This window comes from Mesorhizobium sp. P171375, assembly GCF_057786075.1.
Genome location: NZ_JBYNWF010000001.1, coordinates 5,048,604 through 5,069,488, shown reverse-complemented (window position 1 = coordinate 5,069,488; position 20,885 = coordinate 5,048,604). Strand labels below are relative to the sequence as shown.

Genomic DNA, 20,885 nt, shown 5'->3' with positions numbered 1-20,885 from the left:
GTAAGGGCGAGCCGGTGGCAAATAACAACGCCAAGAAATAACCGAATTGTCGGCGGAACGATCCGCCAGTATGCCCTGACGGACGACGCCATATGCTGTATTTTTCGCGCCTGAAGATGATCCTGATCTGGCTGGCCGTGGCCGCCACGTTCATCCTTGCCGCGCCCAACCTTTTCCCCGCCAGCACATTGGCTCAGTTGCCCAGTTGGGTGCCGAAGCGGCAGATGACCCTCGGTCTCGATCTGCAGGGCGGCTCGCACATCCTTTTGCAGATGGACCAGAACGATCTGGTCAAGGCGCAGCTGGAGACGACGCGCGACGAAATCCGCACGCTGCTGCGCGACGCCAAGGTGGGCTATACCGGCCTTGGCGGCACCGGCAGGACCGTGCAGGTGCGCATCACCGACCCAAATCAGATCGACGCCGCGAAGAAGGCGCTGAAGCCGCTGACCGATCCGGTCGCTGCCGGCCTGTTCACCGGCGGCTCCATCCAGGAAATGTCGCTGGATGATTCCGAAGCCGGCCTGTTGAAATTCACCGTCACCGACGCCGGCATCAAATACCGCACCTCGGCTGCACTGGCGCAGTCGATCGAAGTCGTCGAGCGCCGCGTCAACGAACTCGGCACCACCGAGCCGATCGTGCAGCGGCAGGGCGACGACCGTGTGCTCGTCCAGGTGCCCGGTCTGCAGGATCCGCAAAGACTGAAGGAGATCATCGGCCAGACCGCCAAGATGACCTTCCAGATGGTCGATACGTCTATGTCGGTGCAGGATGCCCTGAATGGCCGCCCGCCCGCAGGCTCGTCGGTGCTTTATTCGCAGGACGATCCGCCTGTTCCGTATCTGGTCGAAAACCGCGTCATCGTTTCGGGCGAGGATCTCGCCAAGGCGACGGCAACCTACAACTCGCAGACCAACGAGCCGGTGGTTTCGTTCACCTTCAATTCGCGCGGCGCCACCCGGTTCGGCCAGGCGACCCAGCAGAATGTCGGCAAGCCATTCGCCATCATCCTCGACAATCAGGTAATCTCGGCGCCGGTCATTCGCGAACCGATCCTTGGCGGCAGCGGCCAGATTTCGGGCAATTTCACCGCTGAAAGCGCCAATGATCTCGCCGTGCTGCTGCGCGCCGGCGCGCTGCCGGCGAAGCTGACCGTGATCGAAGAACGCACGGTAGGCCCGGGCCTTGGCCAGGATTCGATCCATGCCGGCAAGGTCGCCGGCATTATCGGCTCCATCCTTGTCGTCGCCTTCATGTTCGTCGCCTACGGCTTCCTCGGCTTCCTCGCCAACATTGCGCTTGCCGTGCACGTGGCGATGATCGTCGGTCTGTTGTCGTTGCTTGGTGCGACGCTGACCTTGCCCGGCATTGCCGGTATCGTGCTGACCATCGGCATGGCGGTCGATTCCAACGTGCTGATTTATGAGCGCATCCGCGAGGAGCGACGGCTTGGCCGCTCCGTGATCCAGGCGATCGATACCGGCTTCTCGAAGGCGTTGGCGACCATCGTCGATTCCAACGTGACGTCGCTGATCGCCACCGTGGTGCTGTTTTATCTCGGCACCGGCCCGGTCAAGGGCTTCGCCATCACCTATGCCATCGGCATCCTGACCACGGTGTTCACCGCCTTCACCTTCACCCGTCTGCTGGTGTCGATCTGGCTGCGCCGCGCGCGCCCGAAGGAATTGCCGCGTGCGCCGGTGACCTTCATTCCGCCGGGCACAAAAATCCCGTTCATGGGCATCCGCCGCTGGACCTTCGCGCTGTCCAGCCTGCTGTCGGTCCTGTCGGTTATTGGATTCCTGACCATCGACATCAATTACGGCATCGATTTCAAGGGCGGCTCGATCATCGAGGTGCAGTCCAAGCAAGGCGACGCCGATATCGGCGATATCAGAAGCCGGCTGTCGGAGCTCAACATCGGTGAAGTGCAGGTGCAGCAGTTCGGCGCCCCCAACGACGTGCTGATCCGCGTCGGCACCCAGGAGGGTGGCGAGAATGCCGAGCAGACCGTCATCGACAAGGTGCGCGGTGAGCTGCAGGATAATTATGATTTCCGCCGCGTCGAAGTGGTGGGTCCCACGGTTTCGGGCGAACTGGCCAAGCAAGGCACCATTGCCATGCTGGTCGCGCTGATAGGCATCCTGGTCTATGTCTGGTTCCGCTTCGAATGGCAGTTCGCCGTCGGCGCCATCGTGGCGACGGTGCACGATGTGGTGATGACGCTGGGCTTCTTCGTCATCACCGGGCTTGAGTTCAACCAGTCGTCGTTGGCGGCGATCCTGACCATCATCGGCTATTCGTTGAACGATACGATCGTCGTTTATGATCGCGTCCGCGAGGATCTGCGAAAATACAAAAAGATGCCGCTGCCGCAATTGCTGAACAACGCCATCAACGAGACCCTGTCGAGAACGACGCTGACCTCGGTGACGACGATCCTGGCGCTGTTGGCGCTGGTGCTGTTCGGCGGTGAAGTGATCCGGTCGTTCACCATGGCGATGCTGTTCGGCGTTGTCTTCGGCACCTATTCGTCGATCTTCATCGCAGCACCCTTGCTGATCCTGTTCAGGCTAAGGCCGCAGGCGACGGCGGACGAGGAGAAGCCGGTGGGTGGCGGCAAGGCCGTGGCGACCTGACGGCCACCCCGGTGGCAAAAGGCATCGTCATCCGCGAGGCGCATTTCCCCGGCCGCGCGCCGATCGAGGCCTATGGCAATGGCGGCTTCCGCTTCGCCGATATGTCGCATCGCGGCTCGCTGCTGTGCCTGCCCTCGGGCATCCATGGCTGGGAACCGGCCGATCCGCTGGCGCTGACGGCGGCGGATTTCAGCCTACTTTTGGCCGAGGCCGGCAAGGTCGAAATCCTGCTGGTCGGCACCGGCAAGGATTTGCGACCGTTGCCGGCGGCACTGCGCGCGGCATTGAAAGCGGCGGGCATTGCCTCCGACCCGATGTCGACGGGAGCGGCGGTGCGGACCTACAATGTGCTGCTTGCCGAAGACCGCGCGGTGGCCGCAGCCCTTATCGCCGTCGACTGACGTGACCGATACCGCCAACATCGTCAGGGAGGCGGTGCGCGCCGGCGACCATGACCGCTATGTCAGCGCGCTCTATGCACCTGCCGACAAGCGCCAGACCTTGTTCTCGCTCTACGCCTTCAATGCCGAGATCGCGTCTGTCCGCGATCGTATTCACGAGGCGCTGCCTGGCGAGGTGAGGTTGCAATGGTGGCGCGATGTCATCGCCACTGAGGCCGCAGTCTCCGGCAACCCGCTCGCCGACGCGCTGAAGGCGACGATTGCCGATCGCGGCCTGCCGAAAGCTGCCTTCGACAACATGCTCGAAGCCCGCATCTTCGACCTCTACGACGATCCGATGCCGTCGCGTACCGATCTTGAAGGCTATTGCGGCGAGACGGCGGCAGCGCTGATCCAGCTTGCGGCGATGGTGCTCGATCCCATTGAGGCGCCGCGCTTTGCCGAACTGGCGGGCAGGGCGGGCTGTGCGCAGGCAATGACCGGCCTGTTGCTGCTATTGCCGCTGCATCGCCGGCGCGGCCAATGTTTCGTGCCTGCGGATATCCTGGCGGCGGCGGGCTCGTCGCCTGAGGAGTTTGTCAAAGGCGATGGCGGACCCGGCGCGGCGCGGGCGGTGGCTGCAATGATCGCGCTGGCGCAGGAGCATCTCAGCGCTTTCGAGCAAGGCGCGTCGGCCCTGCCGGACACGCTGCGTCCGGCCTTTTTGCCACTGGCCCTGACCAGCGCCTATCTCGGCAAGATGAAGGACGGCCGGCGCTCGCCTCTGGCCGGAGCGATGCGGCTTTCGGCCTTGCGCCGGCACTGGCTGTTGCTCAGGCGCGCAATGCGGGGCTGGCCAGCCATTTGACGTAAACGTCAATCGTGCTAGAGATTCTTCGGCCCGAAATCGTCGCCAAAAGACGCGACCGGTCCGGAGGAGATTTCTGTCCATGAGCCTGCCCGTTCTGGTGGCCCTCGTCACTGTCGGCATTGCGCTGTCGGTGCTCGCCGTGCACTTCACCGGCGGCAGTAAGATTGCGACGCTGGCCGGCGCCGATCATGCGCTCAGCCGATTTGCCGATGATTTTCCCGACGAGAAGGTGGCGACGGTGCGGCTGACAGCTGATGGGCGGACGGCGTTCCTCGATCTCGGGCAAGGGCGCTGCGGCTTCGTCCACAGCGTCGGCGACTGTTTTTTGACGCGCATCGTCACGCGGCACGACATCCAGGCCTTGGACGTCGATGAAGCCGGCACGATTTCGCTCAGACTGGCCGACTTCACCTGGAAAGGCGGACGCTTCGCCTTCGCCGACAAGGCTGATGCCAAGGCTGTCGCGGCAGCGCTTGGGCCGCACAATCCGAGCCTGGCGAAGGAGGCCGCGTGATGGACGACTACAATTTCCCTAAAGTGACCCAGCTTGCCATTCCGTTCTTCGTCGCCGCCATCCTGATCGAATTGTGGCTGGTGCGGACCGGCCGCGCCAAGGGATCGTTCGAGACGCGCGACACGCTGACCAGCCTGATGATGGGCACCGGCAATGTCGTCGCCGGCCTGCTGCTCGGCGTCGTGTCCTACTGGGCGTTGTTGTGGCTCTGGCAGTTCCGCTTCTTCAATCTCGGCCTGTCGGTATGGGTGTTCCTGGCCGCCTTCCTGCTCGATGATCTGCGCTACTACGTCTACCACCGCATCGCGCACCGGGTGCGCTGGGTGTGGGCCGAGCACGTCAACCACCATTCCAGCCAGCACTACAATCTGTCGACGGCGCTCCGGCAAAGCTGGACCGGGCTGTTCACCTTCATGTTCGTGCTGCAGGCGCCGTTGGTGCTGCTCGGCTTCCATCCGGCGGTGATCGCCTTCACCTTCGGTTTCAACCTGGTCTGGCAGTTCTGGATCCACACCGAGGCGATCGGCAAGATGTGGGGCTGGTTCGAATTCATCTTCAACACGCCCTCGCACCACCGCGTCCACCACGCCACCAATCCGCGCTATCTCGACGCCAACTATGCCGGCACGCTGATCATCTGGGACCGCATGTTCGGCACCTTCGTCGAGGAGTTGGAGGAGGACCGGCCGCGCTACGGCATCGTGAAAAATCTCGGCACCTTCAATCCGCTGAAAGTGGCGTTCCACGAATGGATCGGCATGTTCAGGGATGTGTTCGCGCCGGGGCTAACGCTCAGCGATCGCATCAACTACCTGATCAAGCCGCCGGGCTGGAGCCATGACGGTTCGCGCGAGACTTCAGAGAGTTTGAAGGCGGCCCATGTCAGGAGGAACCCGGGCGAGGCGGGCAAGCCGGGGCTGCCGATGGTGAGGGCTGAGCTGGCGGAGTAGGGGTTACTCCGCAGCTTCGGCAGTTTCTGGTTGCGCCGGCAATCCCAGCCACTCTCGGCAATCAGCCCGCGCACGCGACGTGATCGCGTGGCGCTTGGCAACCGTTTTGTCCTTGCCGCGCAGGCGCTTGCCTTCGGTTTTCGGCGCCTCTACCGGCGGGAACAGGCCGAAATTGACGTTCATCGGCTGGAAGGAGCGTTTGCCCGGCTCATCGTCGGAGACGATGTGGCCGCCGGTGATGTGGTTGAGCAGGGCGCCGAAAGCGGTGGTGAGCGGCGGCAGCGACGGTGCGTGGCCGAGCCGCTCGGCGGCGGCGAAGCGGCCGGCGAGCAGGCCGATTGCCGCGCTCTCGACATAGCCCTCGCAACCGGTGATCTGGCCGGCAAAGCGCAGGCCCGGCCGCGACTTCAACTGCAGCGAGCCGTCGAGCAAGGTCGGCGAATTGATGTAGGTGTTGCGGTGCAGGCCGCCCAGCCGAGCGAAGTCGGCGTTTTCCAGGCCCGGAATGGTGCGGAACACGCGCACCTGCTCGGCATGCTTCAGCTTGGTCTGGAAACCGACCATGTTGTAGAGCGTGCCCAGCGCATTGTCCTGACGCAGCTGCACGACGGCATAGGCTTTGACCGTCGGATTGTGCGCATTGGTCAGCCCCATCGGCTTCATCGGCCCGTAGCGCAACGTCTCGACGCCGCGTTCGGCCATGATCTCGATCGGCAGGCAGCCGTCGAAATAGGGCGTGCCTTCCCATTGCTTGAATTCGGTCTTCTGGCCGTCGATTAGTGCCTGCACGAAGGCGAGATACTGCTCCTTGTCCATTGGGCAGTTGATGTAGTCCTTGCCGGTGCCGCCGGGGCCGACCTTGTCGTAGCGCGACTGGAACCAGCAGGTGTCCATGTCGATCGTGTCGAAATGGATGATCGGGGCAATGGCGTCGAAGAAAGCCAGCGCATCGGCGCCGGTCGCCTCGGCGATCGACTGGGCGAGCGAAGGTGCTGTCAGCGGGCCGGTGGCGATGATCGCCTGGTCCCACTCCGCCGGCGGCAAGCCCGGCACTTCCTCGCGCTCAATGGTGATCAGCGGGTGCGCTTCGAGTTTTTTCGTAACCGCGTCGGAGAAACCGTCGCGGTCGACGGCCAGGGCGCCGCCGGCCGGCACCTGGTTGGCGTCGCCGGCGCTCATGATCAGCGAGCCGGCCAGCCGCATTTCGGCATGCAGCAGGCCGACGGCGTTGTTTTCGGCATCGTCGGAACGGAAGGAGTTGGAACAGACGAGTTCGGCCAGACCGTCGGTCTTGTGCGCATCGGTGCCGCGCACCGGGCGCATCTCGTGCAAGATGACGGGAACGCCGGCTTGCGCTGCCTGCCAGGCGGCTTCGGAGCCGGCGAGGCCGCCGCCGACGATGTGGATTGGATTTTTGCTCATGAGCGCCGGAATAATCGCTTGGCGCGCGGTTTGCAATTGGTCGGCTGCGCGCGTGGGCCGTTGCTGTCCCTCGCAACCACTGCGCAAGGGTGTCTGTTTACACAACAGGAAAATAGGGATATTTCATGTCCTTAATATAAGCTTGATCGGTATCGACCCGGAAACCCATTGATGATCCTGAAAAGCCAAGTCGAATGGGCGCTGCACTGCTGCGCCATTCTCGCGGGCCTGCCTGCAGGGCGCTACCTCTCCACAAAAGCGCTCGCCGAATTCCACGGCCTTCCCAAGGAGTATCTCTCCAAGGCGCTGCAAAGCCTGTCGCAAGCCGGCCTCGTGGATACGACGCTCGGTCCGTCGGGCGGGTACCGGCTGGCGCGGGCGCCGGCCGAGCTGACTTTCCTTGAGATCGTGGAAGCGGTGGAGGGCAAGTCGCGGACGTTTGTATGCACCAATATCCGCGAAAACAATCCGTGCCGTCCGCAGGGCTATTGCGAAAGCGGCCCTTGCGCAGTGTCTCGCATCATGTGGGAAGCCGACGAGGCCTGGCGGGCAAAATTGCGCAGCGTCAGGCTTTCCGACCTCACCGAAGCGCTGGCGCAGGAGATTCCGTCGGAGCTTTGGAAGAACAGTTTCGAATGGGTGCTAGAGCGCGTCGGATGAGCGCATGACCCTCGCTTGCGGCTGGTCAGCCGTCGCCGGCAAGACGACGGCATAGCTCTGCGGCGACATTGCAAGGGAAAGACCGTTCGCCTCGCAATGGCGATGGATAGTGTCGATCACTTCATTCCTGGCAAGCAAGCGGTCGGCCGGACCAGCCACGCAGAAGAACAGATCCATCCCGATTGCGACCGCATCGATGTCCTTGAGCGCGACGAGCGGTGCCGGCTCCTTGACGATCCGTTGGCACTTCTGGAGAACCGCGTGCATGGGCTCCTCGATGATGTGCGGCGCGTGCGTCGCCGCAATCCGCATGGTCAGCGTCATCAGCTGCCTCTCGTCGGGACGGCTTAGATTGGTCAGGCTTAGTTTCGCCAGCACGCTGTTGGGCAGGACGACGATGTTGTTGGCGCCGGTGAGCAGGTGGGTGGAGCGCCAGGTTGTTTCGACGATGCGTCCTTCCGTGCCGTCGCCCAGCATGATCCAGTCACCGAGCGTGTAGGGACGCCCCAGCGTCAACGCGACGCCGGAAAAGACGTCACCAAGCGTGTTCTGCAGCGCAAGGCCGACAATGATGGCAACCGCGCCCGACGTTGCCGCCAGCGTCGCTATGGGAACGCCGAAGACGAAACCCGTTATCGACAGCGCCACGCCCAAATAGATGACAGCGACGACCAGTTCCTGGAGCAGGCGCGCTTCTCGCGGCCGATGTTCCACGGCAATGTACAGGCGCACAAAGCCGATAAGCGTCCAGGCAAGGTGTATCCACCAGAGGATGCGCGCCGACTTCGCCAGATACGCGCCCGCGCCTTGGATATCTGTGAGATCTGTCTCAGCCACCCAATGCGGCAGGATACCGCTGAAGCCGAGCACCGCGGTCATGCCGGCGAAGAACAGAATCTGGACGACCAGGCGTGCCATCGGACGCCCACGGCCCTGGAAATACCAAACGACAATGCCGGCAAGCCCGAGAAGATTGATCAAGACCAGAGGCAGATGATCGCCGAACATGGGTCCCCGATAGGATACAGCTCACAGGCTAGGCCGGGCGCCAGGATGGCGTCCGGCCTTTTCGGCCTACTTCGTGACCGGATAGGTCAATTCTTTCTGGGCGGTATCGACCACGAAGACGGCCAGCAGTTTTGCCGGCTTGGTCTTGCTGCCGTTCTCGCTCACGCTGTGGCGGTCGCCCGGCATCTCCGAAAAGCTCTCGCCGGCCTTGTAGACCTTGGCCGGATCGTCGTTGACCTGGCTGCGGATGGAGCCTTCCAGAACCGTTGCGTAGATGAAGGCCGAGCTCGGATGGGTGTGGGCCTCGGAGAAGCCGCCGGGACCATATTCAACCAGTATGCCCTTGATGCTCTTGCCCGGCACATTCGGCAATTCATGTTCATAGACAAGCGTGACTTTGGCGGCTTTTTCGCCGGCGTGAGCATCCTTGGCTGCGGCCGGGCTGGCCAGGGCTGCCGTCAGGATGACGGCCGCGGCGATTGACTTGATCATTTCGAAGCTCCTTTTCTTGTGTTGGCAATGCGCTGCGCTGCGGCGCAGCCTTGGCGGTCATCTCCGCGCCGCGGTGGCGAACCACTGCTCGAAGCTGATGTGGCCAAGGCGGGGATTGTTGTCGGAGACGAGCGAATTGTCGTTCAGCCTGGCGCCGAAATAGAGCGCCCCCGGATCGGTGACGACCTTGCGGGGGTCGCCGGAAGCCTTGAGGTAGCGAGCGACGAGCTCGCTCATACGCACACGCTCCGGACCGGAAATCTCGATCGTGCCGTTGATCGGCGCGGCGAGCGCGACATTGGCCATGGCGTCGGCGACATCATCGGATGCGATGGGCTGCACATAGGCCGGCGACAGATGCACGGCCTCGCCGACAGCGCCGGATTTGGCGATGGCGGGCAGGAATTCCATGAACTGCGTGGAATGAACGATGGTGTAGGGAATGCCGGAGGCCTTGATCAGCTTTTCCTGGGCGAGCTTGGCGCGGAAATAGCCGGCATCCTGCAGGCGTTCGGTTCCGACAACCGAGAGCGCGATATGGTGCCTGACACCGGCAGCCTTGTCCGCCGCGAGCAGGTTGCGCCCTGAAATCTCGAAGAACTCCATCGCGGCCTTGTCCTCGAAGGAGGGTGAGTTGGCGAGATCGATCACGACCTCGGCGCCGGCGAGCGCCTCTTTCACACCTTCGCCGGTGATGGTGTTGACGCCTGTGTTCGGGGCGGCGGCGATCACCTCGTGGCCCTGCTTGCGCAGTCGCTCAGTGGTTTTGGAACCGATGAGGCCGGTGCCGCCGATGATGACGATTTTCATGATGCTCTCCATTTGCTGTCGCGCTGTCGCGCCACGTCGATTGATGGGTTTGCTCTGGGAAAGGGGGTTAGTTCAGGCCGGCCTTGTCGAGGCCGTAGAACTTGTCGGCGGAACCGGGCACGGCCTTGAAGGCGACACTGACGCGGTTCCAGGCATTGATGGCCATGATCGAGAAGGTCAGATCGGAGATTTCCTTTTCCGAAAGCTGCCCACGCACACGCTCATACAGGTCGTCGGGAATGCCGCCTTCGGGAAGTTTGGTGACGGCTTCGGTCCAGGCGAGGGCGGCGCGTTCACGCGGAATGAACAGGGTCGATTCCCGCCAGACGGCGACGTGATAGAGCCGCAGCTCGCTCTCGCCGTGGATCTTGGCTTCCTTGACATGCATGTCGAGACAGAAGGTGCAGCCATTGATCTGCGATGCCCGGATGTGGACCAGGTCGCGGATCGTCTCCTCGATCGCGCTATGCGCCTCGGCCATGCTGAGGTCGGAAAGCTTTTTGAACAGCTCGGGCGATTGTTGGGCGGCGTTCAGGCGCTGTGTCATGGCTTGTCCTTTGGGTTTTGAGGATATTTTATGTCCTTAAGGACAATTAATATCCATAATAGCTGGACAGTAAAGCGCCTGCCGCCTAGGATGCGGACATAAGGCTTATGTCGAAAAGTAATGGCGATGAGGATGGACGTTGTATCGGCGTTGCGAACGTTCCTGCGGGTGGCGCAGACAAGGTCCTTCTCCGCGGCCGCGATCGACCTCAATCTGACGCAGCCGGCGGTATCCCGGCAGGTCTCGGCGCTGGAAGCGCATCTGAAGACTCGCCTTCTGCATCGCACGACGAGCGCGCTTGCCCTGACGGCCGAGGGTGAACAGATGCTGCCGATGGCGCTGCGTGTGGTGGAAGCGGTCGAAGCGTTGAGCGAAGCGAGCGGCACTGAGGGTGCAACGGTGTCTGGAAAAGTGCGGCTCAGCCTGCCGGCGCCGCTCGGGCTCTCCATTAGCGACCGCCTCGCAAGGCTGCTGGACGATCATCCATCGCTTGCCGTCGAACTGATCTTGCGGGAGGAAGCCTCGGATCTGGTCGCCGATGCCATCGATCTCGAGGTACGCCTCGGGCCGGTCGGGGACAGCAGCCTGATCTGCCGCCGGATCGGCTGGACGACGGCGTTTCTCGTGGCCTCGCCCAGCTATCTCGAGGCGCGCGGTACACCGCAAGCGCCGCAAGACATCAAAGGTCACAGCTGCATTTGCTACAGCCGCGCCGGCGATGGCCGGTCATGGTCGTTCTCCAATGGATTGGATGAAGTGGTCATGCGCGTTGAGCCTCGTCTGGTCGCCAACAATTCAATGGCTGTCCATCGGGCGACGCTGGCCGGAGCAGGACTTGCGGTGCTCTCTCATATCCTGGCCGGGCCGGACGTCGAAGCAGGCAGGCTGGTCAAGGTGATGCCGGATTTTCCGCCGACGCGGCTGCCGATCAACGTCGTCTACCCATCCCGCAAGAACATGCCGTTGCGTGTGACGACGGTGCTCGACTTTCTTATCCAGTCTGTTCGCGGCGACGCTCTGATGGCAGCGTAAAAGCCCCTTGATCGACCGCATGCACTGCTGAAAAACCTGCCCTGAAACGACAACACCCGCCGGGGGAGGATCCGGCGGGTGTCGTTTTGGGGGCCGATCCTCGGGAGGAGGTGGGGATCGGCCGTATTCGTCATCGCCGGGGAGGAGGTCGGCTTTGACGAAATTCTTTTCGCCGGATCGAGGGAGGCGAAATCCCTAGGAAACAACGCCCGCCGCGGGAGGAGGTGCGGCGGGCGCCGTTTTGGTGGTCAACCCTCGGGAGGAGGTAAGGGTTGGCCGTATCCGTCAGGGTCGGGGAGGAGGTCGACCCTGGCGAAATTCTTGCCGTTAGAAGGTCGCCTTGCGGGCGACGATCTTGATCTCGTCGCGGACGATACCGAGATCATGGAGCTGGCGGTTCGAAAGGCGACCCAGCTCGGTAACGGTGTCGCGATAAACGCGCCAGTTACGGTAGTTGCGGATCAGGTTCATTGTCGTTCTCTTTTTCAAAACTGGTTCGGATCATTTGCGATCCGAAGAGGATTAGACCGCCTTGCGGGCGACGTAGTGGATGTCGCTGCGGCTGATGCCGAGGTCGGTCAGTTCACGGTTCGACAGGCGGCTCAGCTCGGAGACGGTGTCCCGGTAGCGGCGCCAGTTGCGGTAGTTGCGGATCAGGTTCATGGTAGTACTCGTTTCGTCTTTCTTCGGATCATTCCGTTTGTGTACGAATGGAAAATAGGTGGGACTATATCGATTTAAAAGTGCCATTGACGCATGGCAGCAATGCAAATTGTGCAATGCAACATTAACGCGCGTTCACGGCTTCGACATAAAGAAACCCGAATCGAAAAATGCCTAGAGTCGGATGATTTCAGGTCTGTTCGACCTGAAATCTGAATCCGCCTCTAAACTAAGAGATAGAGCATGATGTCGCCCGAAAACCGCGTCACACTTTTCGGCATCATGCTCTGGCGTCAGCGGTTTGACGCATCGGCTGACAAAAGGCCAAAACTGGGGGGAGAAGCGGCATGGCGAGCTATTCGTCACGGGTGAGGACGGATATCGGGCGTTGGCTGCAGGCCGGCCTGATCGACGCGAAGACGGCCGATGCGCTGACGCGGGACGTCGACGCAAACGAACGCAAGTCGCTGAGCTTCGGCACCATCATGGCGATGATGGCGGCGCTGTTGTTCGGCGCCGCGATCCTGCTCTTCGTTGCCGCCAATTGGGAGGCAATCCCGCGGCTAATACGGGTCGCGGCACTCTTTGCCGTCATTCTCGCCGGCTATGTCGGCGGCGCGGTGCTGAAGACGCGCGACCAGGCGGCGATGGGCGAGGCACTGTGGATCGTGGCTGCAGCGGCGTTCGGTGGATCGATCGCGCTGATCGGCCAGATGTACCATCTCACGGGTGACGAGGCCTCGGCCATCGTCACCTGGGGCATCGGCACAGCACTTGCCGCGGTGGCGTTGCGCTCGAACCCGCTGACCGTCGCTGCCGTGGGCATATCCGTGGCCTGGCTGTTCGTGCGCGAGTTTGACTTCTACAACCGCACCGAATTCCTGAATTTCTTCGTCATCATGGCGCCGGTGCTTTTTGTCGTCTCGTTCTGGACGCGCAGCCAGCCGGCCCGGCATCTGATTATTCTCTCGGTCATCTTCTATATCGCGGTGCGCGGCATGGACCACAACACGCTGCTGCTGGCCATCCCGCTGGTCGTGGTGTCGGTGTTGCTGTTTGCCGTGGCAATCTTCGCCGCTGAGCCGGTCGACCGGGTTCTGCAACTCGGCGGGCGGCTGCCATTGCATGCCTTGATCGGCTTTCTGACAGGCTTGTCAATGATTCAGTTCGAGCTTGGCGATCACAGCACCTTCAACGGCGGCTTTGCCATCGCCTCGGTCGTGGCGCTGGCCGGCATTGCCGCGGCGGTCATGCTGGGCGGGCGCGAGAGCAGGGGGCTGCGCTGGGTCGCCTATGCCGGCTTTGCCTTCGAACTCGCCGTCATCTACGTGGTGACACTGCAGTCGATGCTCGACACGGCCGGCTTCTTCCTGGCCGCAGCTGTGCTGTTCGGCATCCTGGCCCTCGTCATCATCCGCGTCGAAAAACGCATGAAGGCCCCGGAAGGAGCGGCAGCATGATGTCGGGAAAGAAACTTGTCATCTCGGCGCTGATCCTGGCGCTGGCGCAGATCGGCTTCCTGAGCTGGATCATCGTCGGCCGCGCCGCGATCCTGCGCAACGGCACGGAGGTCTTGCTGAAGATCGAGCCGGTCGATCCGCGCGACCTGTTGCGCGGCGACTATATTATCCTCGGCTACGAGATATCGCGCCTGCCGGTGAAGCTGATCGCCAACATTCCGGCCGGACAGCTCAGCACCGAGAACACACCGATCGTGCTCCGGCTGAAGCCGGGCGCCGACGGCTATTGGCATGCGACCACTGCCTGGTTCGGCAAGGCGCCGACGCCGCCGGCCGCCGACGAAGCCGATATTGTCGGCCAGGTCGCGCCGGGCTGGACGCTTGATCCCGAATCCACAATCGCACCGCAATATGGCATCGACCGTTTCTACCTGCCTGAGGGACAGGGCATCGCTATCCAGAACGACATGCGAGTGCGGCCATTCGGGGTGCGCATCGCGCTCGCCGCCAGTGGCGAGGCGCAGATCAAGGCGCTGATGGACGGCGACAAGACATTGTTCGAGGAACCGCTCTATTAAACTCATTCCAGGGCCTGGATTTCGGTAGACATCGATCGCTTCGCCCAGACGTAAACCAGACGGGCGGGAAACCATGCCAGTTGCGCTGACGACACGCGAAGACATCAATCTCGACTCTGTGTTTCGTGTCGCATGGAAAAACGACCGAGTCGAAATCAGCGACAAGGCCGTGCAACGCATTGCCGAATGCCGCGCCTCGTTCCTTAAACTCATCGAGTCCGATCCTCCGCCGGTCATCTATGGCGTCACCACTGCCATGGGCGAGCTGGCGAGCCGCAAGCTCGAACCTGACGAGCGGGACCGTCATGCGCGCATCAAGGCCTTTGCCGCTGCCACCTCCTTTGGCGATCCGCTGCCCGAGCGCGTGGTCAGAGCGATCGTGCTGGCACGGCTGACCAATTTCATCGAAGGCAATGCCGCCACCACGCCACGCATTGCGCTGGCCGTTGCCGCAATGCTCGACGGCGGACCGATGCCAATGGTGCCGTCGCAAGGGCAGGGCGGCGCCGGCGAGATTCTGGCCCTCTATCCGCTGTTTGCCGAGCTTACCGCTGGCCTGGAGCTCGAAGTGAAGGAACGGGGTTCGCTGATCAACGGCTCGCCTTGCGCGGCGGCACTGGTGGCCGATGCGGCGCTGGCGGCGCGGCGCCGCATCGCCATGGCGCACAAGGTGTTTGCGCTGTCGATCGAAGCGTTTCGCGCCCCGCTCGAGCATTATGATGCCGCGCTCGACGGGCTCTGGGGCGATGAACACGAGGCGGCGGCCTTGCGCGGGTTGCGGCAGTTCCTAGTCGGCGCCGGCGACAGGCGGCGCAACTACCAGGCGCCGGTCAGCTATCGCATCGTGCCGCGTGTGCTCGGCCATGCGCATCGCGCGCTGGCAGGCGCCGAGCAGGCGGCCACCGTTTCGCTGGCTTCGATATCGGACAACCCGGTCTACATTCCACCCGACGCGGCACATCCGCTGGGACGCTGCATCTCCACCGGCGGCTATCATAATGCCATGGCGACGCCGGCATTGGACGATCTGGCGGCGATCTGGGCCGATCTCTGCCTGCTCTGCGACCGCCATGCCTCAAAGCTGCTCAACGGCAAGGTGTCGCTGCTACCGGACCTGCTGATGACCGGGCGGCACTGGGCCGACAGCGACGGCCACGGCAATGTCGGCTATGTGCCGATGGCAATCACCGGCTATCTCGAACAGGCCAAGCTGGCAGCGCAGCGCACGTTCATCCCGGGCACCGAATCGGCAGGCGCCGGCCAGGACGACGTCGCCACGACAGCGTTCTTTGCCTGGACCAAGGAGGCGACCGCTGGCCGCTGCCTCGACGCCGCGATGGCGATGCTGGCGATGATCGCCTCACAGGCGCTGCACGTCACCGAACGCACCGCGCCGCCGGCGCTGCAGGACTATGTCACGGATATCAGGAAGATCGTGCCGCCGGTCGATGCTGACCGGGTGCTGGGGCCGGAACTGGCGAAGCTGGCGGAGTGGTTCACGAGCCAAGCGTTTGAAGTGTAGGGCGTCGCGCCAGTCCTCCTACGCCAAGGCTTCGGAGGACACCCTTTGCTCTGACGAGCCTCAGGTGGCCTGCCACCCGAAGCTCGATAGAGCGAAGGGTGGTGCGGGTAGAGGGACTCGAACCCCCACGCTTTCACGCCAGAACCTAAATCTGGTGCGTCTACCAATTCCGCCATACCCGCGTGGCCCGGCAATCCCATGTAGCCATCATTCTGTCAATGTCGGGGCGAAAATGGCGGTCATTCGCTGCAACGCGAAGATGGTTGAAAATTAGCCTCGCCTGTGACAAAAGGCGTGTCAAATGTGACGGGACGCGCCGATCCGCTTCTGCAGAATGTGATAAGAAGTAGGAAAAACAAGAACTTATTCACATCTTGGAACGCAGTTTGGAAGAATTTGAGCCGTAATTTCGGTCAAATCGCCAGGTTCCGTACCAAAAGCCATTCCCGGCAAGATTGTACCGGCAGGCTGTGAACGGCAGAAGGCCGTGGCAGTCTCTTTGGTGAAGATAAAGGTTTTACGATGCAGGTCACCGAAACGCTCAACTCCGGTCTCAAGCGCGAGATCAAGATCACCGTGCCGGCCGGTGATATGGAAGCCAAGCTGATGGCGCGGCTGTCCGACGCCCGCAACAAGGTCCGCATCAACGGCTTCCGTCCCGGCAAAGTGCCGGTCCAGCACCTGCGCAAGGTCTACGGCAAGTCGTTCATGGCCGAAGTGGTCAACGAGATCCTCAACGATTCGACCCGTTCGATCATCACCGGGCGCGGCGAAAAGGCCGCCATGCAGCCCGAAGTGATCATGACCGAGGACGAGAAAGAGGCCGAGAAGATCCTGGCCGGCGGCGCCGACTTCGAATTCCGCCTCAACTACGAGGTCATCCCGGCGATCGAGATCAAGGATTTCTCCGACATCAAGGTGACGCGCCAGGTGTTCGAAGTGCCGGACAGCGAGATCGACGAGCAGGTCCAGCGCGTCGCCGAATCGGCACGCAGCTTCGAGCCGAAGACCGGCAAGGCCGCCGAAGGCGACCGCGTTTCGATCGACTATGTCGGCAAGATCGACGGCGAGGCCTTCTCCGGCGGTGCCGGCACCGACCAGCCGCTGGTGCTGGGCTCCAAGGAATTCATCCCGGGCTTCGAGGACCAGCTGATCGGCTCCAAGGCCGGCGACGAGAAGCAGGTCACGGTCACTTTCCCGGAAAACTATCAGGCGGCGCATCTGGCCGGCAAGGAAGCCACCTTCGACGTCACCGTCAAGGAAGTGTCCAAGCCCGGCGCGCTGGAAATCAATGACGAGATGGCCAAGAATCTCGGCCTGGAATCGCTGGAGCGCCTGCGCGACGTGGTGCGCGGCCAGATCGAGAACCAGTTCGGTTCGATGACCCGCCAGAAGGTCAAGCGCCAGCTGCTCGACCAGCTTGACGCAGCCTATTCGTTCGAAGCGCCGTCGAAGCTCGTCGATGCCGAATTCAACAACATCTGGACCCAGGTGAACCGCGATCTCGAAGCTGCCGGCCGTACCTTCGCCGACGAAGAAACGACGGAAGAAGAGGCACGCGCCGAATATCTGCGCCTTGCCGAGCGCCGCGTGCGCCTCGGCCTGGTTCTGGCTGAGATCGGCGAGAAGGCCGGCGTCACCGTTTCGGACGAGGAATTGCAGCGTGGCCTGTTCGAGCAGGTGCGCCGCTACCCGGCCAACCAGCAGCAGGAAGCCTTCGAGTTCTACCGCAGCAACCCGGAAGCGCTGAACACGCTGCGCGCGCCGATGTTCGAGGAGAAGGTCGTCGACCATCTGCTCGGCCAGATCTCGGTCACCGACGTCAAGGTCAGCAAGGAAGAGCTGATGGCAGACGACGAGGAGGCCGACACCGCCAAGGCCAAGCCGGCCAAGAAGGCCGCTGCCAAGAAGGCCGACAAGGCTGAAAAGGCCGACGACGCGGAAGAGCCCAAGAAGAAGGCCGCGCCGAAGAAGAAGGCCGCCAAGGACGCCGAATAAGCGCTCGACGACAAGATCAGAAAAGGCCGCCCTCGAGGCGGCCTTTTTCGTTGTGGCGGCTCGAGCCACGGCAGACCACCTAAACCTTTGTACGGTCGACCTGTTCTACCTGCCGGCCAGATTCTGTGGTACACAGGTGCCGCAATTCCATTTGGGGGAGAAGCGGAGAATCCGTTCTGCCGTGCAAGGCGCATGCTGGCGGTATCGGCATGCGCAGATCGTCTCGGGCAAATTTGACGACCAGGGAGGAAATGCCATGCGCTTGGTTGCGTTTTTCGCTGTCGTGTCTGTTGCAACCTTCATCGCCAATCCATCGCGGGCACAGGATGCTGCGGCGGGCGAGAAGGTCTTCACCAAATGCAAGGTCTGCCACGTCGCAGACCAAGACACGAACAAGATCGGCCCGTCGTTGCACGGCGTTATCGGCCGGACGGCCGGCACGCATCCGGATTTCAAATATTCCGAGGCCATGATCGCGGCCGGCGCATCCGGCGTCAAATGGGATGAACCGACGCTGACCACCTACCTTCACGATCCCAAGGCCATGGTCAAAGGTACGAAGATGGCGTTTCCCGGCCTCAAGAAGGACGAGGATGTCGCCAACGTCATCGCCTATCTGAAGCAATTTTCCCAGTAGCTTGGCTCTTCGGTCGGCCAGGCTGCCCGTTTTCCATTGATGGTCGTCTCAAATGTCGGTCAAGGAAAGCCTCAAGGATACCGGCGTCCGCTTCTCGGAAGCGACGGCCGGCGATTTCTTTGCGCTCTTGAAGCCGCGGGTCATGGCGCTTGCCGTCTTTACCGCTTTCGTCGGTCTGATGGTGGCGCCCGGCGCGATGAACCCGGTCATCGCCGTGATCGCAATCGGTGCGATTGCGGTTGGAGCGGGAGCGGCCGGGTCGCTCAACATGTGGTACGATGCGGACATCGACGCGCTGATGTCACGCACATCAAAGCGGCCGGTTCCGTCAGGCCGTGTCACGCCCGGCGAAGCTCTCGGCTTCGGCTTGGTGCTTTCCGCGTTTTCGGTCATGACGCTCGGTGTGCTGGTGGGATGGCTTGCCGCGTCGCTGCTGGCCTTCACCATCTTTTTCTACGTCGTCATCTATACGATGTGGCTGAAGCGCTCGACGCCGCAGAACATCGTCATCGGCGGCGCGGCGGGTGCCCTTCCGCCGATGATTGGCTGGGCGGCGGCCACTGGCGCCATCGGCATTGAAAGCCTCATTCTGTTCCTGATCATTTTCCTGTGGACGCCGCCGCATTTCTGGGCGCTCGCGCTGTTCAAGGCAGGCGACTACGCCGCTGCCGGCATCCCGATGATGCCGAACGCCGCCGGCCAGGCCTCGACCAGAAGGCAGATCTTCGCCTATTCACTGCTCCTGGCGCCAATCGGCGTGCTGCCCTGGGCGTTCGGATTCGCGAGCGGGTTCTATGGGATTGTTTCGGCTGCGTTGGGCGCGGGTTTCATCTGGTACGCCTGGAAGGTTCTGGTCATCCTCGACAAGGAGATGAAGCCGGCAAAGGCGCTGTTTGCCTATTCGATTTTCTATCTTTTCGCGATCTTTGCCATGCTGCTTGCCGACACCATCGCGCTGCGCGCGTTCATGTCAGCCGGAGGTTGACAGCGTTGCACATCGGGATCGGCTCACGCTGGCAGAGCACAGAATCCCAGGATCAGCAGAGCGACGACGCCAAGGCCGAGCAGCAGAATGGTTTTTCCGTCCATGACCTACACCTTCGATTGAGAGGATATCGAAGAAGGGCCGCAAGAGCCAGCGCATGACCTTCCGCTCCTTCGTGACAAAAGGGCGACAAGTTCCAGGCAATGGAGTATGTTGATTTCGGTGCAGGTCGCGGTTTTGCGTGGCCAGTCATGCAGAACGGCAGCACCGTGAAACCGCGACCGTACCGGACCTGGTCTGGAGGAACGGGCATGGCAAGTTTTCACGTCATTGCAGGCGCCAGCGAAACGCTGGAACACACCAAAATTCGAAAAATCGGTATTTCCGATCTTTTCGATGCGCTCAAGCGCGGTGTTGACGATTTCATGGTCAAACCGTCGCACATCGTCTTTCTCTGCCTGCTCTATCCGCTTGTCGGCGTCGTGCTTGCTGCCTGGACTTCGGGCGCCAATGCGTTGCCGTTGCTGTTTCCGCTGGTATCCGGCTTTGCGCTGATCGGTCCATTCGCAGCGATCGGGCTCTATGAGATCAGCCGCAGACGAGAAGCCGGGCTCGACACCTCCTGGAGGCACGCTTTCGAGGTCAGGAATTCTCCGGCCGTGCCGGCCATCGCGGCAGTCGGGATCATGCTGTTTGCCATCTTCATCACCTGGCTTTTGACAGCGCAGATGTTCTATCAATATCTCTTCGGCCCGGCTCCGCCGGAATCGATATCCGGCTTCATCAATGAGATATTTGCCACCGGGCGCGGTTGGACTCTGATTATCCTGGGGCACGCCATCGGCTTCGTCTTCGCGGTGGTGGTGTTGTGCACGACAGTCGTCGCCTTCCCATTGTTGCTCGACCGCGATGTCGGCGCCTACGAAGCCATCCACACCTCGGTGCGAGCGGTGCTGGCAAATCCGATCACCATGGCTGTCTGGGGACTGATCGTCGCCGTCGCCCTGATCATCGGCTCGCTGCCGGTGTTTGCCGGGCTGGCGGTCGTGCTGCCGATCCTCGGTCACGCCACATGGCATGTCTACCGCAAGGTTGTGGAACCGCCGTCGCCGGTCAGGCCGACGAGTTGACGATATCCGGCTGGTCTGCACCGGCGAGAGTGCCGGTGCAGACGGTTGATTTTTCAGTAGGCAGCGTGGCTGAAGCGGGCGTGACGCGCGTCCATGGTCAGGTTGCGGAAATCCTTGCCGCTCACATGCACCAGCGTCCTGTGGTCGCCGCCCTCGAAATAGACGTCGGCGGCTTCGCCGAGGCTGTCGTCGAGGATCACCGGGACATCATAGGCCGCGCCGATCGGCGGAATGGCGCCGGCGTCACAATCGCCGAAGAGGGAGACCACCTCGTCTTCGGAGGCGAGTCCAAGACGCCTGTCCATGACGTCCTGCAGTGTACCGAACTCGATTCTGTGCGTGCTTGGGACCACGGCCAGCGCATAACCGAGTTCGTGGTGAACGACCACCGATTTAGCCATCATGCTGCCGGGCACATGCGCGGCAATGGCGGACTGCCTGCTCGTCGATGTGCGATGATGGGCGACGGTGTCGTAGGAGATTCCTCTCCCGTCAATGTAGTCCTTCAGTCTGTTTGCGATCGTCATCTTCGGCCTCCCTGCTGGAGTTCGCGGCGCATTGGAAACGAAGGCAATCATTCCCCT

Annotated in this window: 22 protein-coding genes and 1 tRNA gene; 14 read left to right on the top strand and 9 right to left on the bottom strand. The window is 62.1% G+C overall.

Annotated features, from left to right (window positions below; genetic code table 11):
• Nucleotides 1–92 precede the first annotated feature (92 nt).
• The 5 genes from secDF (at nt 93) to ACYHH6_RS24735 (ending at nt 5,357) form a co-directional block, all read left to right on the top strand.
• Complete coding sequence (gene secDF, locus ACYHH6_RS24755; RefSeq protein WP_352588620.1) at nt 93–2,642, top strand: protein translocase subunit SecDF; 2,550 nt, start codon at nt 93–95, stop codon at nt 2,640–2,642.
• Nucleotides 2,643–2,653: 11 nt separating this feature from the next.
• Nucleotides 2,654–3,043: an Mth938-like domain-containing protein gene (locus ACYHH6_RS24750; RefSeq protein WP_112564768.1), complete on the top strand. Its 390-nt coding sequence runs from the start codon at nt 2,654–2,656 to the stop codon at nt 3,041–3,043.
• Between the two features lies 1 nt (nt 3,044).
• Nucleotides 3,045–3,890: a phytoene/squalene synthase family protein gene (locus ACYHH6_RS24745; RefSeq protein WP_352588622.1), complete on the top strand. Its 846-nt coding sequence runs from the start codon at nt 3,045–3,047 to the stop codon at nt 3,888–3,890.
• 82 nt (nt 3,891–3,972) lie between these two features.
• Nucleotides 3,973–4,407, top strand: coding sequence for a hypothetical protein (locus tag ACYHH6_RS24740; protein WP_352588624.1), 435 nt, complete (start codon nt 3,973–3,975; stop codon nt 4,405–4,407).
• Nucleotides 4,407–5,357: a sterol desaturase family protein gene (locus ACYHH6_RS24735; RefSeq protein WP_352588627.1), complete on the top strand. Its 951-nt coding sequence runs from the start codon at nt 4,407–4,409 to the stop codon at nt 5,355–5,357. Before ACYHH6_RS24740 ends, ACYHH6_RS24735 begins: the two co-directional genes overlap by 1 nt.
• Before the next feature lie 3 nt (nt 5,358–5,360).
• Here ACYHH6_RS24735 and trmFO read toward each other — a convergent pair whose 3' ends face one another.
• On the bottom strand, nt 5,361–6,779 hold the full coding sequence (gene trmFO, locus ACYHH6_RS24730) for a methylenetetrahydrofolate--tRNA-(uracil(54)-C(5))-methyltransferase (FADH(2)-oxidizing) TrmFO (RefSeq protein ID WP_352588630.1): 1,419 nt from the start codon (nt 6,777–6,779) through the stop codon (nt 5,361–5,363).
• 171 nt (nt 6,780–6,950) lie between these two features.
• Between trmFO and ACYHH6_RS24725 the strand changes: the two genes are divergently transcribed.
• Nucleotides 6,951–7,439: an RrF2 family transcriptional regulator gene (locus tag ACYHH6_RS24725; RefSeq protein WP_352588633.1), complete on the top strand. Its 489-nt coding sequence runs from the start codon at nt 6,951–6,953 to the stop codon at nt 7,437–7,439.
• On the opposite strand, the gene ACYHH6_RS24720 is transcribed toward ACYHH6_RS24725, so the two are convergent.
• The 4 genes from ACYHH6_RS24720 to ACYHH6_RS24705 all read right to left on the bottom strand — a co-directional run bounded on the left by ACYHH6_RS24720 (nt 7,422) and on the right by ACYHH6_RS24705 (nt 10,296).
• Nucleotides 7,422–8,447 carry a mechanosensitive ion channel family protein gene (locus tag ACYHH6_RS24720; protein ID WP_352588636.1) on the bottom strand — a complete coding sequence of 342 codons (1,026 nt, stop codon included), beginning with the start codon at nt 8,445–8,447 and terminating at the stop codon, nt 7,422–7,424. The genes ACYHH6_RS24725 and ACYHH6_RS24720 overlap by 18 nt on opposite strands.
• 66 nt (nt 8,448–8,513) lie before the next feature.
• Entirely contained in the window at nt 8,514–8,939 is a 426-nt protein-coding gene (locus tag ACYHH6_RS24715; RefSeq protein WP_352588639.1) for a cupin domain-containing protein, read from the bottom strand.
• A gap of 57 nt (nt 8,940–8,996) precedes the next feature.
• Nucleotides 8,997–9,749 (bottom strand): SDR family oxidoreductase, encoded by a 753-nt coding sequence (locus ACYHH6_RS24710; RefSeq protein ID WP_352588642.1) that lies wholly within the window; start codon nt 9,747–9,749, stop codon nt 8,997–8,999.
• A 67-nt stretch (nt 9,750–9,816) separates the two neighbouring features.
• On the bottom strand, nt 9,817–10,296 hold the full coding sequence (locus ACYHH6_RS24705) for a carboxymuconolactone decarboxylase family protein (protein WP_352588645.1): 480 nt from the start codon (nt 10,294–10,296) through the stop codon (nt 9,817–9,819).
• A 132-nt stretch (nt 10,297–10,428) separates the two neighbouring features.
• On the opposite strand from ACYHH6_RS24705, the gene ACYHH6_RS24700 reads away from it, so the two are divergent.
• Complete coding sequence (locus ACYHH6_RS24700; RefSeq protein WP_352588648.1) at nt 10,429–11,328, top strand: LysR family transcriptional regulator; 900 nt, start codon at nt 10,429–10,431, stop codon at nt 11,326–11,328.
• A 327-nt stretch (nt 11,329–11,655) separates the two neighbouring features.
• On the opposite strand, the gene ACYHH6_RS24695 is transcribed toward ACYHH6_RS24700, so the two are convergent.
• The gene (locus ACYHH6_RS24695; protein ID WP_112564748.1) at nt 11,656–11,799 is read right to left on the bottom strand and encodes a DUF1127 domain-containing protein; all 144 of its coding nucleotides are present in this window, start codon (nt 11,797–11,799) and stop codon (nt 11,656–11,658) included.
• A gap of 51 nt (nt 11,800–11,850) precedes the next feature.
• Nucleotides 11,851–11,991, bottom strand: a complete 141-nt coding sequence (locus tag ACYHH6_RS24690; RefSeq protein ID WP_006335194.1) for a DUF1127 domain-containing protein — start codon at nt 11,989–11,991, stop codon at nt 11,851–11,853.
• A 347-nt stretch (nt 11,992–12,338) separates the two neighbouring features.
• Here ACYHH6_RS24690 and ACYHH6_RS24685 point away from each other — a divergent pair, with 347 nt between their 5' ends.
• The 3 genes from ACYHH6_RS24685 to ACYHH6_RS24675 all read left to right on the top strand — a co-directional run bounded on the left by ACYHH6_RS24685 (nt 12,339) and on the right by ACYHH6_RS24675 (nt 15,551).
• Nucleotides 12,339–13,451 carry a DUF2157 domain-containing protein gene (locus tag ACYHH6_RS24685; protein WP_352588651.1) on the top strand — a complete coding sequence of 371 codons (1,113 nt, stop codon included), beginning with the start codon at nt 12,339–12,341 and terminating at the stop codon, nt 13,449–13,451.
• Nucleotides 13,448–14,029, top strand: coding sequence for a GDYXXLXY domain-containing protein (locus ACYHH6_RS24680; RefSeq protein ID WP_352588654.1), 582 nt, complete (start codon nt 13,448–13,450; stop codon nt 14,027–14,029). Before ACYHH6_RS24685 ends, ACYHH6_RS24680 begins: the two co-directional genes overlap by 4 nt.
• Nucleotides 14,030–14,102: 73 nt before the next feature.
• Nucleotides 14,103–15,551 carry an aromatic amino acid lyase gene (locus ACYHH6_RS24675; RefSeq protein ID WP_352588657.1) on the top strand — a complete coding sequence of 483 codons (1,449 nt, stop codon included), beginning with the start codon at nt 14,103–14,105 and terminating at the stop codon, nt 15,549–15,551.
• Nucleotides 15,552–15,650: 99 nt separating this feature from the next.
• Here ACYHH6_RS24675 and ACYHH6_RS24670 read toward each other — a convergent pair.
• A tRNA-Leu gene (locus tag ACYHH6_RS24670) sits at nt 15,651–15,733 on the bottom strand.
• 340 nt (nt 15,734–16,073) lie between these two features.
• On the opposite strand from ACYHH6_RS24670, the gene tig reads away from it, so the two are divergent.
• From tig to ACYHH6_RS24650, 4 genes are all read left to right on the top strand, one after another.
• Complete coding sequence (gene tig / locus ACYHH6_RS24665) at nt 16,074–17,549, top strand: trigger factor (protein ID WP_352588660.1); 1,476 nt, start codon at nt 16,074–16,076, stop codon at nt 17,547–17,549.
• A gap of 256 nt (nt 17,550–17,805) precedes the next feature.
• On the top strand, nt 17,806–18,186 hold the full coding sequence (locus ACYHH6_RS24660) for a c-type cytochrome (protein ID WP_352588933.1): 381 nt from the start codon (nt 17,806–17,808) through the stop codon (nt 18,184–18,186).
• Nucleotides 18,187–18,238: 52 nt separating this feature from the next.
• Entirely contained in the window at nt 18,239–19,171 is a 933-nt protein-coding gene (locus tag ACYHH6_RS24655; RefSeq protein WP_352588663.1) for a heme o synthase, read from the top strand.
• 311 nt (nt 19,172–19,482) lie between these two features.
• The gene (locus ACYHH6_RS24650; protein ID WP_112564858.1) at nt 19,483–20,301 is read left to right on the top strand and encodes a DUF2189 domain-containing protein; all 819 of its coding nucleotides are present in this window, start codon (nt 19,483–19,485) and stop codon (nt 20,299–20,301) included.
• Between the two features lie 53 nt (nt 20,302–20,354).
• Here ACYHH6_RS24650 and ACYHH6_RS24645 read toward each other — a convergent pair whose 3' ends face one another.
• A complete protein-coding gene (locus tag ACYHH6_RS24645; protein ID WP_352588666.1) occupies nt 20,355–20,828 on the bottom strand; it encodes an aminoacyl-tRNA deacylase in 474 nt (157 codons plus the stop codon).
• Between the last annotated feature and the right edge of the window lie 57 nt (nt 20,829–20,885).

Excerpts from the sequence above, each read along its gene's own strand:
- trmFO (WP_352588630.1), bottom strand. The coding sequence starts at position 6,779 with ATGAGCAAAAATCCAATCCACATCGTCGGCGGCGGCCTCGCCGGCTCC.
- ACYHH6_RS24650 (WP_112564858.1), top strand. The coding sequence starts at position 19,483 with ATGGCAAGTTTTCACGTCATTGCAGGCGCCAGCGAAACGCTGGAACAC.
- ACYHH6_RS24715 (WP_352588639.1), bottom strand. The coding sequence starts at position 8,939 with ATGATCAAGTCAATCGCCGCGGCCGTCATCCTGACGGCAGCCCTGGCC.
- ACYHH6_RS24700 (WP_352588648.1), top strand. The coding sequence starts at position 10,429 with ATGGACGTTGTATCGGCGTTGCGAACGTTCCTGCGGGTGGCGCAGACA.
- ACYHH6_RS24695 (WP_112564748.1), bottom strand. The coding sequence starts at position 11,799 with ATGAACCTGATCCGCAACTACCGTAACTGGCGCGTTTATCGCGACACC.
- ACYHH6_RS24720 (WP_352588636.1), bottom strand. The coding sequence starts at position 8,447 with ATGTTCGGCGATCATCTGCCTCTGGTCTTGATCAATCTTCTCGGGCTT.
- ACYHH6_RS24735 (WP_352588627.1), top strand. The coding sequence starts at position 4,407 with ATGGACGACTACAATTTCCCTAAAGTGACCCAGCTTGCCATTCCGTTC.
- ACYHH6_RS24725 (WP_352588633.1), top strand. The coding sequence starts at position 6,951 with ATGATCCTGAAAAGCCAAGTCGAATGGGCGCTGCACTGCTGCGCCATT.
- ACYHH6_RS24705 (WP_352588645.1), bottom strand. The coding sequence starts at position 10,296 with ATGACACAGCGCCTGAACGCCGCCCAACAATCGCCCGAGCTGTTCAAA.
- ACYHH6_RS24675 (WP_352588657.1), top strand. The coding sequence starts at position 14,103 with ATGCCAGTTGCGCTGACGACACGCGAAGACATCAATCTCGACTCTGTG.
- ACYHH6_RS24680 (WP_352588654.1), top strand. The coding sequence starts at position 13,448 with ATGATGTCGGGAAAGAAACTTGTCATCTCGGCGCTGATCCTGGCGCTG.
- ACYHH6_RS24710 (WP_352588642.1), bottom strand. The coding sequence starts at position 9,749 with ATGAAAATCGTCATCATCGGCGGCACCGGCCTCATCGGTTCCAAAACC.
- ACYHH6_RS24740 (WP_352588624.1), top strand. The coding sequence starts at position 3,973 with ATGAGCCTGCCCGTTCTGGTGGCCCTCGTCACTGTCGGCATTGCGCTG.
- secDF (WP_352588620.1), top strand. The coding sequence starts at position 93 with ATGCTGTATTTTTCGCGCCTGAAGATGATCCTGATCTGGCTGGCCGTG.
- ACYHH6_RS24685 (WP_352588651.1), top strand. The coding sequence starts at position 12,339 with ATGGCGAGCTATTCGTCACGGGTGAGGACGGATATCGGGCGTTGGCTG.
- tig (WP_352588660.1), top strand. The coding sequence starts at position 16,074 with ATGCAGGTCACCGAAACGCTCAACTCCGGTCTCAAGCGCGAGATCAAG.
- ACYHH6_RS24655 (WP_352588663.1), top strand. The coding sequence starts at position 18,239 with ATGTCGGTCAAGGAAAGCCTCAAGGATACCGGCGTCCGCTTCTCGGAA.
- ACYHH6_RS24645 (WP_352588666.1), bottom strand. The coding sequence starts at position 20,828 with ATGACGATCGCAAACAGACTGAAGGACTACATTGACGGGAGAGGAATC.
- ACYHH6_RS24690 (WP_006335194.1), bottom strand. The coding sequence starts at position 11,991 with ATGAACCTGATCCGCAACTACCGCAACTGGCGCCGCTACCGGGACACC.
- ACYHH6_RS24660 (WP_352588933.1), top strand. The coding sequence starts at position 17,806 with ATGCGCTTGGTTGCGTTTTTCGCTGTCGTGTCTGTTGCAACCTTCATC.